Source organism: Pseudoalteromonas sp. SMS1 (genome assembly GCF_021530565.1).
In the GTDB taxonomy this organism is placed as follows: domain Bacteria; phylum Pseudomonadota; class Gammaproteobacteria; order Enterobacterales; family Alteromonadaceae; genus Pseudoalteromonas.
Genome location: NZ_JAKGBI010000005.1, coordinates 19,666 through 37,684, shown reverse-complemented (window position 1 = coordinate 37,684; position 18,019 = coordinate 19,666). Strand labels below are relative to the sequence as shown.

General features: G+C 42.3%; 17 protein-coding genes. 10 read left to right on the top strand and 7 right to left on the bottom strand.

Annotated elements, in window-relative coordinates:
• Window positions 1-13: 13 nt before the first annotated feature.
• Together L1286_RS07615 and L1286_RS07610 are read right to left on the bottom strand one after the other, a co-directional pair.
• A complete protein-coding gene (locus tag L1286_RS07615; protein ID WP_235406307.1) occupies window positions 14-211 on the bottom strand; it encodes a hypothetical protein in 198 nt (65 codons plus the stop codon).
• A gap of 154 nt (window positions 212-365) precedes the next feature.
• Complete coding sequence (locus L1286_RS07610; RefSeq protein ID WP_235406306.1) at window positions 366-2,873, bottom strand: two-component system response regulator; 2,508 nt, start codon at window positions 2,871-2,873, stop codon at window positions 366-368.
• A 269-nt stretch (window positions 2,874-3,142) separates the two neighbouring features.
• On the opposite strand from L1286_RS07610, the gene queA reads away from it, so the two are divergent.
• The 8 genes from queA (at window position 3,143) to L1286_RS07570 (ending at window position 12,389) form a co-directional block, all read left to right on the top strand.
• Complete coding sequence (gene queA, locus L1286_RS07605) at window positions 3,143-4,180, top strand: tRNA preQ1(34) S-adenosylmethionine ribosyltransferase-isomerase QueA (protein ID WP_235406305.1); 1,038 nt, start codon at window positions 3,143-3,145, stop codon at window positions 4,178-4,180.
• A gap of 202 nt (window positions 4,181-4,382) precedes the next feature.
• Entirely contained in the window at window positions 4,383-5,513 is a 1,131-nt protein-coding gene (gene tgt / locus L1286_RS07600) for a tRNA guanosine(34) transglycosylase Tgt (RefSeq protein WP_235406304.1), read from the top strand.
• 32 nt (window positions 5,514-5,545) lie between these two features.
• Window positions 5,546-5,884: a preprotein translocase subunit YajC gene (gene yajC / locus L1286_RS07595; RefSeq protein ID WP_023397444.1), complete on the top strand. Its 339-nt coding sequence runs from the start codon at window positions 5,546-5,548 to the stop codon at window positions 5,882-5,884.
• A gap of 21 nt (window positions 5,885-5,905) precedes the next feature.
• Entirely contained in the window at window positions 5,906-7,765 is a 1,860-nt protein-coding gene (secD, locus tag L1286_RS07590) for a protein translocase subunit SecD (RefSeq protein WP_235406303.1), read from the top strand.
• Window positions 7,766-7,773: 8 nt separating this feature from the next.
• Entirely contained in the window at window positions 7,774-8,715 is a 942-nt protein-coding gene (gene secF, locus L1286_RS07585) for a protein translocase subunit SecF (RefSeq protein ID WP_235406302.1), read from the top strand.
• A 164-nt stretch (window positions 8,716-8,879) separates the two neighbouring features.
• A complete protein-coding gene (locus L1286_RS07580) occupies window positions 8,880-9,410 on the top strand; it encodes a hypothetical protein (protein ID WP_235406301.1) in 531 nt (176 codons plus the stop codon).
• Window positions 9,411-9,608: 198 nt separating this feature from the next.
• Window positions 9,609-11,387, top strand: a complete 1,779-nt coding sequence (locus L1286_RS07575) for a bifunctional diguanylate cyclase/phosphodiesterase (RefSeq protein ID WP_268832166.1) — start codon at window positions 9,609-9,611, stop codon at window positions 11,385-11,387.
• Window positions 11,388-11,597: 210 nt separating this feature from the next.
• Window positions 11,598-12,389 carry a substrate-binding periplasmic protein gene (locus L1286_RS07570; protein ID WP_235406299.1) on the top strand — a complete coding sequence of 264 codons (792 nt, stop codon included), beginning with the start codon at window positions 11,598-11,600 and terminating at the stop codon, window positions 12,387-12,389.
• Window position 12,390: 1 nt separating this feature from the next.
• Here the strand turns inward: L1286_RS07570 and L1286_RS07565 are convergent, their stop codons facing one another.
• From L1286_RS07565 to L1286_RS07545, 5 genes are all read right to left on the bottom strand, one after another.
• On the bottom strand, window positions 12,391-13,011 hold the full coding sequence (locus tag L1286_RS07565; RefSeq protein ID WP_235406298.1) for a hypothetical protein: 621 nt from the start codon (window positions 13,009-13,011) through the stop codon (window positions 12,391-12,393).
• A gap of 42 nt (window positions 13,012-13,053) precedes the next feature.
• Window positions 13,054-13,191: a hypothetical protein gene (locus L1286_RS07560; protein ID WP_235406297.1), complete on the bottom strand. Its 138-nt coding sequence runs from the start codon at window positions 13,189-13,191 to the stop codon at window positions 13,054-13,056.
• A 348-nt stretch (window positions 13,192-13,539) separates the two neighbouring features.
• Window positions 13,540-15,171, bottom strand: a complete 1,632-nt coding sequence (locus tag L1286_RS07555; RefSeq protein WP_235406296.1) for a methyl-accepting chemotaxis protein — start codon at window positions 15,169-15,171, stop codon at window positions 13,540-13,542.
• A 148-nt stretch (window positions 15,172-15,319) separates the two neighbouring features.
• The gene (gene rsuA / locus L1286_RS07550) at window positions 15,320-16,030 is read right to left on the bottom strand and encodes a 16S rRNA pseudouridine(516) synthase RsuA (RefSeq protein WP_235406295.1); all 711 of its coding nucleotides are present in this window, start codon (window positions 16,028-16,030) and stop codon (window positions 15,320-15,322) included.
• A gap of 48 nt (window positions 16,031-16,078) precedes the next feature.
• The gene (locus tag L1286_RS07545) at window positions 16,079-16,408 is read right to left on the bottom strand and encodes a 5-carboxymethyl-2-hydroxymuconate Delta-isomerase (protein WP_235406294.1); all 330 of its coding nucleotides are present in this window, start codon (window positions 16,406-16,408) and stop codon (window positions 16,079-16,081) included.
• 207 nt (window positions 16,409-16,615) lie between these two features.
• Between L1286_RS07545 and L1286_RS07540 the strand changes: the two genes are divergently transcribed.
• Both L1286_RS07540 and L1286_RS07535 read left to right on the top strand, forming a co-directional pair.
• A complete protein-coding gene (locus L1286_RS07540; protein WP_235406293.1) occupies window positions 16,616-17,401 on the top strand; it encodes a hypothetical protein in 786 nt (261 codons plus the stop codon).
• On the top strand, window positions 17,394-18,017 hold the full coding sequence (locus tag L1286_RS07535) for a LysE family translocator (RefSeq protein WP_235406292.1): 624 nt from the start codon (window positions 17,394-17,396) through the stop codon (window positions 18,015-18,017). Before L1286_RS07540 ends, L1286_RS07535 begins: the two co-directional genes overlap by 8 nt.
• The last annotated feature ends 2 nt before the right edge of the window (window positions 18,018-18,019 follow it).

The following is an 18,019-nucleotide window of genomic DNA, read 5'->3' as shown; positions in this document are numbered from 1 at the left end:
AAGCACTGAATGTTTAAGTAGAGCTGAGCCTACTCTGTGACATGATGTTAGGTAGAAACAGCAAATATACCCAAACAACCAAATTAAAATATGGGATAAACCCCAAAAAAGTGAATAACTTAGTTGGATACCCTTTTTGTTTAGCGCAGCGGTAACACTGTAAAGCGATCATACAATGTACCAATGATAAAAACAGAATAAACTGAAACATACTTAGCTCCTCGAATTCCATTGCGAGATGTGCTCAAATCCATTAGATGTCGTCTAGTTTTATGTAAGTAACTTAAACTAGGTGACATTTTGTTGCGAGCTTTAATTATAGTTGAGTTTTGATTGAACTGCAGTGACTTTTTTACCCATTTTGGTTAGCACGCTGTTTTTAGTGATAAAATAGTTTCTAAAGCCAGTTTGAGTTGCTCAATTGGCAATGGTCGAGAGATAAAGTAACCCTGCCCATAGTCGACACCAATCTCTTTTAATGCTTCAAAAATTTCTTTATTTTCAACGTACTCTGCAACAGAGCACTTATCTAAAGAATGGCTTATGTCATTGACTGCCTTAACCAAGGCGAGGTCAATAGGGTCATTGAGCATATCACGAACGAAAGAACCATCGATTTTAACATGCTGCGCTGGAAGCTGCTTTAGGTAACTAAACGTACTAAAGCCTGTACCAAAATCATCGATTGAGAAGTGACACCCTAACTGGTTTAGCTTTTTGATCATCGCCTGTGTTGCCGCTAAGTTGTTAATACTGGCTGATTCGGTGATTTCGAAAATAATGCAGTGTGCAGGAACCTGAAAGTCTCGCAGACAACTTTGAATGTGCGGCATCAAACGCTCGTCTAAAAATGATTGAGCAGACAGGTTTAATGACACTTGGTGCAGCTCTGGGTACGTTGATACAGCGCGAATACTTTCTCTAATGACTGATTGATCCATTAAATAGGTATCGTTCAACAGCTCCAATGCTGGGATAAATTGATTGGGGTAGATTAGCTTGTCGTCTATTACAAGGCGCAGCAGTGTTTCATAGTATGCGATGTTATTGTTTTTAAAATCCCAAATGGGCTGATAGTGCAGTTCGAGTTGGTTGTTCTTGAGAGCTTCTCGTACGCTATGTCCCCACTCAAGGCCAGTTTGTAAGGTACTGTTTTTATCATCTTCTTTACTATAACAATGTACCAAGTTGCGGCCGAGGTTTTTCGCTATGTACAGTGCAATATCAGACTGTTTTAAACATTCATTGGGATCACTGTTTGTATGGGTGATCTGCGTAAGACCAATGGAGCAACTGATGGTATAGCTGGCCTCCTCCGAATGAAAGCGATGGTTTTCGATAGCGCTACAAATACTCTCTGCCATCATGTGGGCTTCAAGAAGAGACTGATGCTTGAGCAACACCGCAAATTCATCACCGCCTATTCTAAAGATAAGATGCTCTTGGTTAATATGTTCACCGAATAATTGAGCAACCTCTTGTAATACAATGTCCCCTTGCTGATGCCCTTTGCTGTCATTAATGATCTTAAAATGATCTAAATCTATGTATATTAATGCATGTTCTATTTCTTGTTGCTGCTTGGCTTGCTGGCAAAATAGGTTGAGCTGTTGATCAAAGTAATAACGATTGTGTAAGCCCGTCAAGGTATCGTGAAGTGCGAGGTGCCTAAGTTGTAACTCTGCTTCTTTGCGTTCGTGAATATTGTCAATCGTCGCGGTGATGGTGGTTGTGCTGGTTTTGTTCTTAATCAACTGAAACCGGCACTCTACCCATATGGCAGCGCCAGTATGATGCTTAATTTGTAGTTCAAAAGTGGAAGATTGGGCGCCGCCTAAAATGTCATCAACCACTAGCTGAAGTTTAGGTAAATACTCGGGCAGGACATAATCGCACAGTTGAGTCGATAAGGTTGATTTTAACTTGTAGCCTGTGAGCTGCTCCCAGGCTGGGTTGATAAAGCGAATTGTGCCTTTGCCATCTAGTTCTAATACGACGGTGTTGAGGTGTAATAATATTCTCTGGTGTGCTGAGAATAGTTCTTTGTAGCTTTGCTCACTGCGACTTAGCTGTTCTACTTTATGCGCAAATTCGGCGTAGCTCACCATGAAATCTTCGCGGCGTGCTGCATGATCACACACTTTGCTTAATAACGATAAGTTATAGGGTGTACGTACAAAGTCAGTGACGCCCAAGAGTAATAGTTGCTCTGCATAGTCCGCATCTTGATTATCTATGATGGTGACAATCGCTTGGCTGGGTTTGTGTTGTAAAATATTGGCAACCAGCTCTTTGGTTGTTTCAGCTCTGGTCGAGGTGGCGTCTAATAAAACAATGGCATAATCGTTTTGTAAAAACTCCGACAGGGCCGTATTGGCAGATATCACATGCTTAGTTGTAAAACTCAACGCGAGGTGATCAATGATATCAGCGGCTTTTTTTTCATTGTGTTCAAGCAGTAACAGGTTAAGGCGGCTACTCTTGTGCAAATGGGTGGACAAAACGTTAGCCAAAACCTGCGGCAAAACATCATGGCGCTCTAGAGGCAGCACTGCGTCAATACTGTAACTTCGTGCAGTTGTTTCTGCGATACGCTCACAGTAGGTCGGTGGGATCAGTACAATGGGCGTGTTTTTTGGCGTTTTCAGCAACCCTGAGCGAATCATACGTGAAAAACGCCACCCATCGATTTTGCCTACATTGAGTCCACTAATCACAAGATCGACAGCCTGCTGCTTCAACAACTGAAGTGCTTCTTGAGTGTCACTGAGCTCTATTATTTGGAATACATTGAGCTTTTGTAACGTTCTTATTACGGTCTGGCGCTCGATATGATCCGCATTGACAAGTAATAAAGTCAGCTGTTTTGCCATGGCGTTACTACCTCAAACCCATGTTTCTAGTTCGTATTCTATTGCCCATATCAATTTATAAGACTGTTTTATATTGCCTTTTTGACAATATCGCATTCATTTTGCTATGGCTAGTTGTCGCGTATACACACGCATAATAGCCTGTAGAGTAAAGCTATTTGCAGCAGCTTACAAGGGGCTAAAAAGTATGAATAGATATCTTATGTCGCTTGATTTCGTTTGCGTGCAGCACTAGACTTGCCGCCAACTTGCACGAATATGAGGTCTACATGCGCGTAGCTGACTTTAGTTTTGAACTTCCAGATGAATTAATAGCCCGTCACCCGAAAGCGGAGCGTACGAGTAGTCGTTTGCTTACCCTTGATGGAGACAGTGGTGAGCTTGAACACAAGATATTCAAAGATATTATTGATCTAATTGAGCCAGAAGATCTGATCATCTTCAATAATACTAAAGTGATCCCGGCTCGCATGTTCGGCCAAAAAGCGACCGGTGGCAAAGTAGAAGTATTGGTCGAGCGCATTCTCGATGAGCATCGAGTACTTGCCCACATTCGCTCAAGTAAATCTCCCAAACCAGGCGCAGAGCTGATTTTAGAAGGCAAAGCTCAGGCAACAATGGTTGCGCGTCATGGTGAGTTATTTGAATTGGCATTTGAAGGTGAACACTCCGTATTGACCATCTTAGATGACATCGGTCATATGCCCTTGCCACCATATATTGATCGTCCTGATGAAGAGGGAGACAAAGAAAGGTATCAAACGGTCTATAGTGAAAAGCCAGGCGCAGTTGCAGCACCGACGGCAGGTTTACACTTTGATGATGCATTAATGGCACAGCTGAAAGATAAAGGTGTGGATATGGCGTTTGTGACACTGCATGTCGGTGCTGGTACATTTCAGCCTGTGCGTGTAGATGACGTCAAAGACCACAACATGCACTCAGAATACATCGAAGTTCCCGATGACGTCGTTGACGCAGTGGCACGTTGTAAGAGCCGTGGTGGTCGAGTTATCGCTGTCGGTACAACGTCAGTTCGCTCTCTCGAGTCTGCTGCTAAAGTGCATGGTGGAGAATTAAAAACGTTCTATGGTGATACCGAGATCTTCATCTATCCAGGTTATAAATTTAATGTGGTGGACGTGATGATCACAAACTTTCACTTGCCTGAGTCGACGTTGATTATGTTGGTGAGTGCGTTTTCAGGGCAAGAGCACATTATGAATGCCTACGAAACGGCCATTGAACAGCGCTACCGTTTCTTTAGCTACGGTGATGCGATGTTCCTTACGAGACAAAGTAAGTAATAATACGAGAGCCCGGCACTAAGCCGGGTTTTTTGTTTTTAGTGTGTGGCTTTTTTAACCGTGACTTTATTTATCGCTTTTTAGCCCCAATATTAGAATTGCTCGGCCTTTATTGGTAGAATCTGACGGTTTATATGACCCCTACATGGGAAAAAGTCATTGGTTAAGAATTGTTGGACTGTTTTTCCGACACGAGGTAAATATGAAATTTGAATTAGATTGTACGCATGGCAAAGCCCGTCGTGGACGTTTGGTGTTTGATCGCGGTGTTGTAGAAACCCCTGCGTTTATGCCAGTAGGTACTTACGGGACAGTCAAAGGTATGACACCGGACGAGTTGAAAGAAACGGGTGCACACATTTGTCTTGGTAACACGTTCCACCTAATGCTACGTCCAGGCACAGAAATTATTAAGCAGCATGGCGATTTGCATGATTTTATGAACTGGGATAAACCAATTTTGACCGATTCAGGTGGTTTCCAAGTGTTCAGCTTAGGTGCAATGCGCAAAATTTCTGAAGAGGGTGTGCTGTTTAAATCGCCGGTTAACGGTGAAAAAATTATGCTTTCTCCTGAGAAGGCAATGGAAGTGCAGCGTGATTTGGGCTCAGATATCGTGATGATATTTGACGAATGTACTCCTTATCCAGCGACAGAAAAAGAAGCAAAAGACTCGATGGAGTTGTCTTTGCGCTGGGCGAAGCGTTCAAAAGAAGCCCATGGAGATAATCCATCAGCATTATTCGGTATTATCCAAGGCGGTATGTACCCTGAACTACGTGCTGAATCGCAAAAAGGCTTAGAAGATATTGGTTTCGATGGGTATGCCTTAGGTGGTCTGTCAGTCGGTGAGCCAAAAGAAGAGATGGTAAAGATCCTTGATCACTGCGCTTACAAAATGCCAGAGCAAAAGCCTCGTTACTTGATGGGGGTGGGTAAGCCAGAAGATTTAGTGGAAGCCGTGCGTCGTGGTATCGATATGTTTGACTGTGTTATGCCGACACGAAATGCGCGTAACGGGCACTTGTTTGTAACGGATGGCGTGATTAAAATCCGTAATGCAGTTCATAAAACAGATACAAGTCCTTTGGACGCAGAGTGTGATTGCCACACCTGTAAAAATTACTCTCGTGCCTACCTACATCACTTAGATAAGTGTAATGAAATTTTAGGCGCAAGATTAAATACCATTCATAACTTACGTTACTATCAGCGTTTGATGGAAGGTATGAGAAATGCCCTTAGTGAAGGGACATTTGATGAATTTGTCGCTGACTTTTATGAGCGTAGGGGGTTACCTGTACCCCCTCTAGCTGACGTAGAAGCAGAGTAACCGTTTTATTCAAAATTAAAAGAGGAATAGCAATGAGCTTATTTATTTCTAGCGCCCATGCAAGCACTGCGGCTGCGGCCCCTGCTGGTGGTGGTATGGAAATGCTTATTATGTTGGCAATTTTTGGTTTGGTATTTTATTTCCTAATTTACCGTCCACAAGCCAAGCGTGTTAAAGAGCATAAAGACCTTATGGGTGCTTTGGGCAAGGGTGATGAAGTACTTACTTCAGGTGGCCTTGTCGGTAAAGTTTCGAAAGTTGCAGAAGACAAAGATTTCGTGGTGATTGCCCTGAATGACCAAGTTGAAGTAACAGTTCAAAAATCAGCGGTTGCAGCAGTTTTACCTAAGGGTACAATGAAGTCGCTATAACAATAAGAAAGGGATAATCCAGTGCTAAACAAGTATCCAATGTGGAAATATTTACTTGTACTCGCTGTATTGGCCGTTGGCATTCTCTATGCTACCCCGAATATGTATGGTCGTGATCCGGCCATACAAATTTCTGGTACGAAAGGAGCTGACGCTGATTTAAGCGTGCTTGATCAAGCAAATAAAACACTTCAAACAAACAACTTACCAATTAAATCTGCCGTTCTTGAAGAAGGGCAAGTGCTTATTCGCTTTAAAAATGTTGAAGATCAACTCAAGGCGCAGGATATCCTACGTGACACTCTAAGCGAAGACTACATCTCAGCAATTAACATGTCTCCAGCTCAGCCAGATTGGCTAAAAAACATTGGTGCGAACCCAATGAAACTTGGCTTGGACTTGAGCGGCGGTGTGCACTTTACAATGGAAGTGGACATGGCTACTGCGATGAGTAAAGCGCTCGAGCAGATGGAACAAAATTTTAAGAGTGACTTACGTGAAGAGAAATTGCGTTATGGCTCAGTGCGTCAAGTTGCTAACAGTGAACGTATCCAAGTGGTTATGCGTTCAGAAGAAGATAAAAAGGCTGCTGAGCGCTTCTTGAAGAGTCGCTACCCTGGTAATGTATTTATCAACGACAGCAGCAATGATCTCGCTTTTTTCTCAAGTTTAAGTGATTTAAAACAGCGAGAGCTGCGCGATTATGCAATCAAGCAAAACGAAACCATCATCCGTAACCGTATCAATCAACTCGGTGTTGCAGAGCCTAATGTACAGCGTCAGGGTTCTGAACGTATTATCGTTCAACTACCTGGTGTACAAGATACTGCCCTTGCGAAAGAAATTTTAGGTGCCACAGCGACTTTAGAGTTTCGTGAAGTTGATGAACGTGCTGATACACGTTTAGCTGCACAAGGTCGAGTGCCTGGCGGTAGTGAAGTTCTATATCATAAAGACGGTTACCCAGTTGTATTGAAAAAGCGCGTGATCTTAGAAGGTTTACACATTACCGGTGCGCAATCTGGTATGGATGAATACCAACGTCCTCAAGTGAGTATTAACCTTGATAACAAAGGGGGGGCGAAGATGAGTGCCTTTACCAAGCGCGCTGTTGGTAAGAGCATGGCAACGGTATTTATTGAATACAAGCCATCGGGCAAAGTGGATGCTGAAGGAAAAGCACTTCCTCCAATTAAAGTGGAAGAAGTGATCAACGTGGCCACCATTCAATCACGTTTAAACAACTCATTCCGTATCACTGGCATTGATAACCCAGCCGAAGCGCATAATTTGAGCTTGCTATTACGAGCTGGCGCATTGGTTGCCCCAATCCAGATTGTAGAAGAGCGTACGGTTGGTCCAAGCCTTGGTCAAGAAAACATTGAAGCAGGTATGACCGCTGTCGTACTTGGTTTTGCTTTTGTACTTGCATTTATGTTGATGTACTACAAAGGGTTTGGTCTTGTTGCTAATTTAGCACTGGCTGCAAACCTTGTGATGATTATTGGTGTGATGTCGATGATCAGCGGTGCAACACTGACACTGCCTGGTATTGCAGGTATCGTACTAACCGTGGGTATGGCAGTTGATGCGAATGTACTTATTTTCGAGCGTATTCGTGAAGAGCTTGCGGATGGTCGTAGCCCCCAGCAAGCCGTTCATCATGGGTATGACAGTGCATTTAGTACAATTTTTGATGCGAATATCACGACTTTAATCGCTGCGGTTATTTTGTTCTCGGTAGGAACTGGCCCTATAGCAGGTTTTGCCGTGACATTAGCGATTGGTATTCTAACGTCGATGTTTACCGCTATCATCGGTACTCGTGCAGTGATTAACGCCTTTATCGGCGGTAAGCGCATCAATAAGTTGTCTATCTAGGAGCGAATATGCAGTTATTACAATTATCAAGCACTATCCGCTTTATGTCGGCACGTAAATTGTCGATGGCTTTTTCTGCCTTATTGATTTTGGCTTCTGTTGCATCATTTATGATTAAAGGCCTTAACTTTGGTTTGGACTTTACGGGTGGTACAGCGGTAGAAGTTGGCTTTTCACAGCCAGCAGACTTACCTAAAATTCGTAAAGTACTTGCAGAGAATGGGTTTGCCGACGCTGCAGTGACGTTATTTGGCTCAAGCCAAGAAGTGTTAGTGCGTATTGCCCCGCGTGAGGATGTGAAAGCAGAGACAATAGGCAACCAGTTGATTGATGCACTGAAACTGGCTGACAGCAGCGTAGAGATGCGTCGTATCGAATTTGTTGGCCCAAGCGTGGGTGAAGACCTTAAAGAGCAGGGTGGTTTGGCGATGCTAACTGCACTGCTATGTATTTTGGTCTACGTAGCATTTCGTTTTGAATGGCGTTTTGCTGTGGGGGCGGTTGCCGCACTATTCCACGATGTGATTTTGACCATGGGACTATTCTCTTTGCTTGAGTTGGAATTTGACTTAACCATTTTAGCGGCCATTTTGGCGGTAATAGGTTACTCGCTTAACGATACTATTGTGGTATCTGACCGTATTCGTGAAAACTTCCGTAAGGTGCGTATCGACGATACGATCGAAATCATTGATATATCGCTGACACAAACAATGAACCGTACACTTGTGACATCAATTACCACTATTCTTGTATTGATCGCGCTATTTGTATGGGGTGGTCAAACTATCCACGGTTTTGCTACGGCACTACTATTTGGCGTTTTCATTGGTACTTACTCTTCCGTTTATGTTGCAAGCTCTGTCGCAGTTGCGATGGGGGTAAGCAAAGAAGATCTGATCCCAGTTGAGGTTGAAAAAGAAGGCGCAGATCTGGACGCGATGCCTTAGTGAAGGCTTCTTTCTGGTTTGCGTATTTTACTTTGAATAAAATAACGTAAGACCGCTAGATCAAAATCAAAAAGGCCGCATTTTATGTGGCCTTTGTTATTTCAAAATGATGACAAGACTGTATAATGAGAATTGTTATCAATAATAAAGATTTTGAGGATAGTATGTATAAACAGCTAGGAATTGCATGTGCAGCATTGGCTTTGATTGCATGTTCAGAAAATGAAAGCACGCAAACTACTCAGCCAGAGGCAAAAGCCCCTGCGACTGAAAGCGCGCTAAATCAGTATAAAACACAAGCAAAATCACTTTTAGCCAATATCAGAGAGCAAAAGCCGGCATCTGAACTTGAGCAAGAGTCTGCTAATTTAGTTGCTACTTCACGCAATGTACTTTCTGATTTCGTGACTAAATACCCTCAATGTAAAGACTATTTAGATGCACTAGATAAAGCGGCAGATCTGATCCCATCTTTACCACTGGCAGAAATTGAAAGTGGCTATCATGAGGATGGCAAGTTGCCTAAATACAGTGATCCAGTGTGTTATCACGCCAAAGACTTATTAGTGCACCCAGCAACAGTTCAAGCAATTGCAAAACTAGGCTTTACGGAAAATGCACAGTACCAAGATGCCGAGCTTGAAATTGTAGAAGTGATTGCACACTTTGACCAAGTTGAGAGAGCGTTAAACTAAACGCACACAGGTGAGAGCGTTGCTCTCACCGAAATCCTCTTAATTTCATCACTTTAGTATGTAATCATGCATATTTCTCATCCCCATAATTGGTAATTTCCATCTGATTGCAATCTAATTGTCATAAAACCTTGATAATTTGACTGATTATTGAACATATTAATTAGATTGGCTGTACCTGTGGATCCTATAAAATCCATGTTGGATGACATTCTCAGCAATGAAGCTGTGTATCCAATGTTTCAACCTATTTTTGACCTTGCCAAAGAAAAGGTACTTGGTTTTGAGGCTTTGAGTCGAGGGAGTTTGGACAATGATCTCGTGATGCCAGATAAAATGTTTGCTGCAGCCAGTAGATATGACCGACTATCTGAACTTGAGTTATTGTGCCGAAAAAAAGCGATAGAGCAGTTTGCTTTACTTAACTTGCCCGGGAAACTATTCCTTAATGTGAGTCCAAAGGCATTGCTGGATCCCCATCACCCAAAAGGCGAAACCTTACATTTAATTGAAGAAGCGGGACTCAACTGCAATCGCGTAGTCATTGAAGTCACTGAGCAAGATAAAGTGGACGACGGCTTTCTGTTACTGAAAACTATATCGCATTATCGTCAGTTGGGGTTCAAAATTGCCATTGATGATCTAGGAGCTGGCTATTCAGGCTTGAAGCAATGGTCTGAGCTATGTCCTGACTTTGTAAAAGTGGATCGATACTTTATTGATTACTGCGATCAAAGTATTGTGAAGCGAGAGTTTTTAAAATCAATTATTGACCTCGCTAAAGCAACCAACACCGCTGTCATTGCAGAAGGCATAGAGCGTGAAGAAGAATTACTGCTATTGAAAAAGCTAGGCATTGTAAATGCGCAAGGTTTTCTATTGGCAAGACCGAGTTGCCAGCCAAGCAATACATTGAATCGACTTAATGATAAACCAGCTCCAATAAGCCAGTCTACATCCTCTTCCAGTCAATTTGAACAATCTATGGCAATTGGCTGGTTAGCGACAGATGTCACTGCTATTCATACCAACACACAATGTTTAGATGCGCATCGGCGGTTTGAGCAAAATAAGCAATTGATGAGTATCGCCGTGTTAAATGACGCTAGACAGCCTGTTGGTTTGCTGCATCGAGATCAACTCACAGAAGTATTCGCCTCTCCCTATGGGCATGCACTATTTGATAAAAAGTCCGTCGTAAAGTTGATGGATAAGCAGCCTTTGATTGTCGATGAACAGCAAAAGCTGGATTATGTCAGCCAAATGATTACTGAAAATGAGTTTGACATTCGACGCCATATTGTCATCACCAAAGAAGGTGAATATTTAGGACTTGCGCCGTTAAGAGACATTTTAAAACACATTACCGAAGAAAAAATTCGCCATGCGCAGCACGCAAATCCATTGACGATGTTACCGGGCAATGTCGCGATTAATGAAGCGATCGAGCAGAGGTTAAAAGCAAAACATGAATTCTCTTTGGCCTATATAGATCTTAATCATTTTAAACAGTTTAATGATCTCTATGGTTACGCCAGCGGTGACAGTGTCATTAAATTGCTTGCAGATGTGACATTAGAAGTATGTAAGCAAAGCGTGTGTTTTGTGGGTCATATTGGCGGAGATGATTTTATGGTGGTGTTTGATGGTGCAGATGCCGAGGTACTTTGCCACCAGATTATAGAGCAATTTGAAGCACGTTCTAAATCCTTGTTTACGCCAGAGCATGTTTCGGCAGGCGGCTATTGGGCAACTAACAGAGAGGGACAAAAACAATTTGTGCCGTTGTTGACCTTGTCTATTGGTCTGGTGAGTCCAGATGTCCACTCATGTCACAATAGCCATCAGGTGGCTGCCTTGGCGACGGATGCAAAAAAAGAAGCGAAGCGCTATCGTAATAGCTACTTGTTTGTATGCAATCGTCGCAAACCAAGTGCACCGATGGTTAGGCTTGAAGCCGCTGCAAATCTTCCTTAGTTTTCTCTTATATGCCGTGTTATCACTCCAAAAGGGTAATTTTATCTGAGGGAGTGATTTAACGGTGATTCAACGAAACCATCTTGCTTTGTGACGACAAAATATGAAATATATATACTTAAGGCGAAGAGAAATTATTTGCTAGGTTATATATATTTATAATTACGTATGCAATTACCATGTCCAAAAGGGCTTTAGGGGGACGCTGTCATGATGAAGATATTATTGTATGTTTGTTTGATTGTCTTATCTTCCTATACGTTTGCATCCCAGAGCAAACCCACTATTTATGTGGCGAAAGAACAAAGACCGCTTTATGATCGTGATTTGTTTTTGTATGAATTGTTGCAGCAAGCGCTATTGGCGGCGGAATATGACGTCAACATAGAGCATGTAAAGGTGCATCCACACCAACAAAGGACTTTAATGGCGCTCAATAAAGGGCGTGTCGATTTGCACTGGAGTATGACCAGCCCCGCGCGTGAGAAGTTAGCGATTGCTGTTAAGTTTCCACTATTTGATGGCCTAATTGGTAAGCGCGTCCTGATCATTCATAAAGCGCATTATGAGCGCTTTAAATCGATTACAGAATTGACTCAACTTCGCCGGTATACAGCTGTTCAGGGACATGATTGGCCAGATACTAAGATTTTGGCAAGTAATGGATTACAGGTGAAGCCAATTGCCAATTATCAAGCGATGTTCGACATGGTTTTGGCAAAGAGAGCGGATTACTTTCCGCGTTCAATTGTTGAAGCGCAATCTGAATTGGCGAGTCAAAACAACCCTGATTTAATGATTGTGCCAGATTATTACTTGTCTTACCCTGCTAGGTTTTACTTTTTTGTGAACAAAGAAAATCCTGCTTTGGCGGCTAAGTTGGAGCAAGGCCTGAGAAAAATAAAGGAAAGTGGCGCATATCGCGCCTTACTTGTCCGTTATTTTGATATTGATATGCTCTCTCATAGCCATATGTTGCCTCTATCAAACCCTTTTTACTAGCTTATTTCGTGCGCCTAATTGACGGGACTTTAAAGTCATAGGCCTCTTTATAGCTGAAAAACGTGAGGACAACTAATACACCACAAAACATGGAGTAATTTAGGTGGCCAGTCACGTCAAACGCATAGTAAAAAAACGTGATATCGTAGCCTTTTCCATTGCGCATGTAGTTTTCTATGAGTGCGAAAAAGCTAATTGCGGCACTGATAAGGCATAACCATGGCAAGATGCTATCAGCGAATGTGTACTTAATTTTATGTTTAGGAAATAGTTTTTTTGATATTTCTACCCGATATGTAAGCGGAACCAAGATCATCAACTCTTTGACGAGGTGAATACCATATATCAGGCTATTTTGAATAAGACGGTCTCCAGGTTCAGATACAAGGCTAATGAGCCCCGTAGTGAAAACGATATTCTCAAACAAAACAGGCATCATGGCCAAAAAAGCGATGGAACAAATATTGACGTCTCTAAGTCTGTGCCCAATTAAGAATACCAGAGAGACGATGGATATGTACGCGAGAAAAAAGAAGTACGTCGCGTCTTGGATGATAAAGATCACTACTACCATTACAACATAAGGTAGTAGTAGATCTTTGAATGCAAATTGTTTTGCCATAAATAGTACTTTATTAAGAAATAAACTAAAGAAATGACATTGTTATGGTTTAACAATGGGCTTGCTTTGTGTGTGTTTATTTCTCTTAGGGTCACAGTTATTTGAAAAAGGGTCTGCTGGACCTAATAAACCTGAACCGCCTACGATTAAACGGCATTGTTTCTTAGCAATCATCTTCATAGTGATTATCCTTATTTCATTGTTGTCTAGTCAGCTAACTAATATACGACACTCGATAGTTTCCAATGGCAATAGGCACAACGCAAAGCCTTACTGCTTTACCAGTGAAGAGGTGTCACCAAATACTCATCCAAAAGAACCAAAACACATACTTTGGATAGCACTTAAAGTCTGTATTAATGTGGGTGACTCAATGAATTTAACACCAAATAATTTGGAGTTAAACATTTTTTTACAAAAAAATAAGATGCTAAATTCAGGCCAATTTGTGAAAAAAACTACCCAAAGAAGCAGGTAGACTTAGTCCCTACTTTTCTGGGTAACTTATTGTTTGGTAATACAATGATATTAAAGCTTAAATTTTGCCATTTCAGTTTCTAGCTGAGACGCCAACCCTTTGATACTGTCTGTCGCGGAGTGCGCTTGCTGAGATACGTTAGCGGTCTGAGCAGCCGTATCAGAAATGGTCACAACTCTTTGCGCGGTATCTTCACCTGCTGCCAACTGTTCTTTTGCTGCTAAAGCTATCTGATCGCTCATTTGCGATATTGCGCTTAATGAGCTGGCTACGCTACGTAACGCTTCGCTTGCTTCATTTGACATGGTCACGGTCTTTTCACTGGTTGAAATACTTAAAGAAACAGATGATTTTGCTTCTTGAGTAGCCGATTGTAAGTTTCCTATCATGGTATGAATTTCTTCAGTACTAGATTGGGTACGCTGTGCCAATTGACGAACTTCATCCGCAACAACAGCGAACCCTCGGCCCTGCTCACCCGCGCGCGCAGCTTCTATTGCTGCATTCAGAGCGAGTAAATTAGTCTGCTCAGCAATACTTTGTATGACACTCAGGACATTCGCAATATTATTCACTTCTTCATCGAGTGCTTGAATATTACTTCCTGCGCTATCAATTTGCTGCTCAAGTAAGGCAATGGCTTCAGATGCATCACTCGTTAGGCGATCTGCATTTTGACCTTGATTCTCTGCTTCTTGAACCGAAAAGGCGGCTTGCTCAGCATGCTCAACAACGGTTTGCGCTGAAGCGGTTAGCTCGGTGATTGCTGAAGCGACCATCTGGGTTTCTTCACTGAGGCTCATCGTCAAGTTCTCTAATTCAGTTGAGCGGGCTTCACCATCGTAACTCTGTTCCTTGAGTGTGTCACTGACAGTCATCAATCCTCCGACAACGCCTTTTAGGCCATCCTGCATATAACGCATTGCAGCCATGATGCTGTAATCCTTCGCTGTAGAAGTATCAATCTGAGAGGTCAAATTTCCCTGCGAGACCTGTCGGACAATGTTGAGTACATCATTCAGTTCAGCCCCTAACTTGTTCGACAGTGATAAACCGTACCTTGCTATGGCGAAAGTGAGCGCGATCGCAATTATCAATGATAAGGATAATAGCCAACTGGCTGTTTCCCAGTATCTCGCATCGACTTCTTTGTAGCTGATCCCCGTACCGACATACCAACCAAACAGCGACGTTTTTTGCACAACAGACGTTAAATCAACGACCTCACCATTGCGTTCCGAATTCCAATGGTAGGTGATAATACGGTTGGTTTTATTGCCCACCAACCGCTCCACTAAACGACCAATACTATTGCCACTGGCATCTTTAAAGTCGTTAAAACTGGTACCATGCAATTGAGGGTCGTGTGGTGCTGCGACAAAGTTTAGTCTTTCATCAACAACATAGACATACTCTGAATCGTGATATTTATTCTCTTGTAATATATTGGCAGCAAGTCGTTTAGCTTCTTGTTCTGTAAGTTGTCCAGCTCGAACAAACTGCTCAAACTGCTCAACAATATTAACCGTACTCTTCATTAACTGGTTGATACGGGCAATATTATCCGTTTCACTGGCGTGGCGCAGTGACTGTAGTCCTAGCACGGCAACCAAGATAAGTGAAATAAAGATGGCGGCAGCGAATAGGATGATTTTAAGTCTTAAAGTCAGGGTCGAAAACACAATATGCACCTTAACAGAGATCGAGTTAATAATTTATGGCACTCCACTTTTATGATTTATCATGTTTAAGCAGAGTATGTAAGTAGCCGATTACTGTATATGAATAAAAATTAGATGATTTTTCCTCATATGACGACTTTTTCCCCCATTAAATTGCATTGATTATGCGTATTTCATGTTCTGTAAGGGGTCGATAATGGCCTGGTTCTAGGTCATGATCTAACGTGATATCTCCAATCTTTTCTCTATGCAATTCAATAACATGATTTTCCACAGCGGCAAGCATGCGCTTCACTTGATGGTATTTCCCTTCGCAAATTGAAAGCCTCAGTGCATACTTGCCTACTGCTTCAGCTTGGGCTGGGCGAGTAAGCTGTTTTTCGTTATGCAATGCGACGCCTTGACGTAAATTTTGTAGTGCTTCTTCTGTGATTATTTCTTTTGTTTCAACAAGGTATGTCTTGAACTTTTGTTTCTTAGGCGAGGTGATTTGGTGCGACCAATCACCATCATTGGTGATCAGGACTAGGCCAGTTGTATCGATATCTAATCGCCCAGCAATATGAAAATCTTTTAAGTTAGGTTCGTCTAACAGATCAAATACCGTAGGGTGCAAATCATCGTGATTAGCGCATACATAGCCTGATGGCTTATGTAGCATGAAATATCTTTTACCAAGGTATTTCAGTGGCTTATCTAAAAGTTTAATATCATCACTAGCGGTGATCTGTTGTTCGTTTTTTTTACAAACTAGGCCATTTACAGTGACATTGCCTTTCTTAATTAATGACTTTACTTTAGTGCGTGGTAGCTCACCAATATTGCTCACAAACTTGTCTAAACGGCATGGGAATTTCATGGTATTTCTCGGGTAATCAATTATAAAAAAGTACTAGTTATGAATTATTTAATTTTTTCGATAAATAGTCGGGTCTAAATCGTATGGGTGAACACTTAAGCTGACACCATCTGGCAGTAAATTTTGCAGCATGGATAGCACACGCTCACTCAGCATTTGTTTTTGAGATTGAGTCCGGCCTTCAAGCAAATGTATTTGGACATGAACAAAGTGCTCCTTGCCATCGCCCAATAAACAGGCTTGATATGCTATTAGTCTGGTTTTAATTGTGGTGATGTCAAATAATGTTGAATCGACAACGCTTTGATGTACTGATGTGAGTAGCTCAGATGTACATATATTCAGGTTTGGGGAGTGTTCTATGATGATATGTGGCATTGACAGTTCGATGGGTTATTTTTAAGAGCCCTATGATAAATCGGTTGAGGTAGAAAGCCAACTCAGGGTAGGTTGGTAAATCAATGATTAATAGTTAAATAATGTTACACTGAGTTTAATTCATTTTATCAGTCGAGCAGCTTGCTTCACACGAAGCCACCTTGGTAAGGTGAGTCTGTATGTCTAAATAGTCGTGTTGGATTGAATATGTTATCTATTTTTAAGTCAAAGCCATTATTAGAGGATGCTGAGTCTCACTCGGTGCTGGAATTGTTTTTATGGGCTGCAGAGCACTTTGACAGTGAGTACTTTCTACAACAGACCCAGATCGTCCAACCTACGGAGCAGTTTTTTCCAGACAGAGTCAGTAGCGTAGAAGAAATGGCAGGTTCAGTATTTCAAAGGGTAAAGGAGTATGCGGGTCTGACAAAATGGCCTATTCAGTTGACGCCACCTCAACTTATGCAGCTGCAACAGACTTTCCCTCACTTTAGTTTTGTCAACGGGATAAGGGGGGAAAATATTGAGTTAGCCCAAGCCCCCCTACAGCCGGTGTCGATTTCTTACAACCCTAACCAAATTAATCAGCCACAAGATTTAGTCGCAAGTATGGCCGGCAGTATGGCGCTCATGCTGATCCATCAAGTAGGCAAATTGCCTCCTGGCGGGCAGCAAAATTTAGCAGTGGCGGCTGATGTGTTGGCTATTTTTATGGGATTTGGCACGATGTTATGTAATACCGCCTACCATTTTAGAGGGGGCTGTGGGTCTTGTTACAATCCATATGCAAATCGCCAAGCAGCCTTGAGTGAACAAGAAAGTGTATTCTTACACGCATTGGTTTGTCATTTTAAACCGTCCAGCCACGGTAGCAAGCATTTGAAACCTCATTTGAAAGGCATGTATAAAAAAGCCGAAAAGCAGCTCAAGCAGATCCTAAATACGACACCTGATCCGCTTTTATTGGCCCTTGAGGAGCGCAGCCGTGTTTGAGTATCTTGATGAATTTATCATAATTGCGCTTGCACATTTTTTCGCAGTCGCCAGTCCTGGCCCAGATTTCGCGATTGTTCTAAAACAGAGTGTGCAACAAGGCCGAAAAAATGCACTGTATACCAGCGCTGGGGTCGGGTTGGGTATTTTTGTTCACGTGAGCTATTGTTTACTGGGCGTGGCCATTGTGCTGTCGCAATCTCCTGAGTTGTTCAATGCATTTAAATATCTAGCTGGTGCTTATTTGGCTTATATGGGCATACAAGCCCTGCGTTCTACTAAGCAAACAGAGGCACAACAGGCTGCTCAACAAACACTGCCTGCGGAGTCAAATATCAAGGCATTGAGGCGTGGGTTCTTAGTAAACGCACTAAACCCAAAAGCGACCTTGTTTTTCTTATCTTTGTTTACTCTCATGATAGACCCCGAAACACCACAGCAGGTACAGATCTTTTATGGTGTATACATGGCGCTTGCCACTTGGATATGGTTTTCAATTCTATCCATGGTTTTATCAAAAGATGCTGTTAGGCAATTTTTCCACCGTGCAGGTCACTGGTTTGACCGAGGGATTGGTGTGATTCTGATACTGTTAGCGCTCAGAGTTGTGGTTTAGGA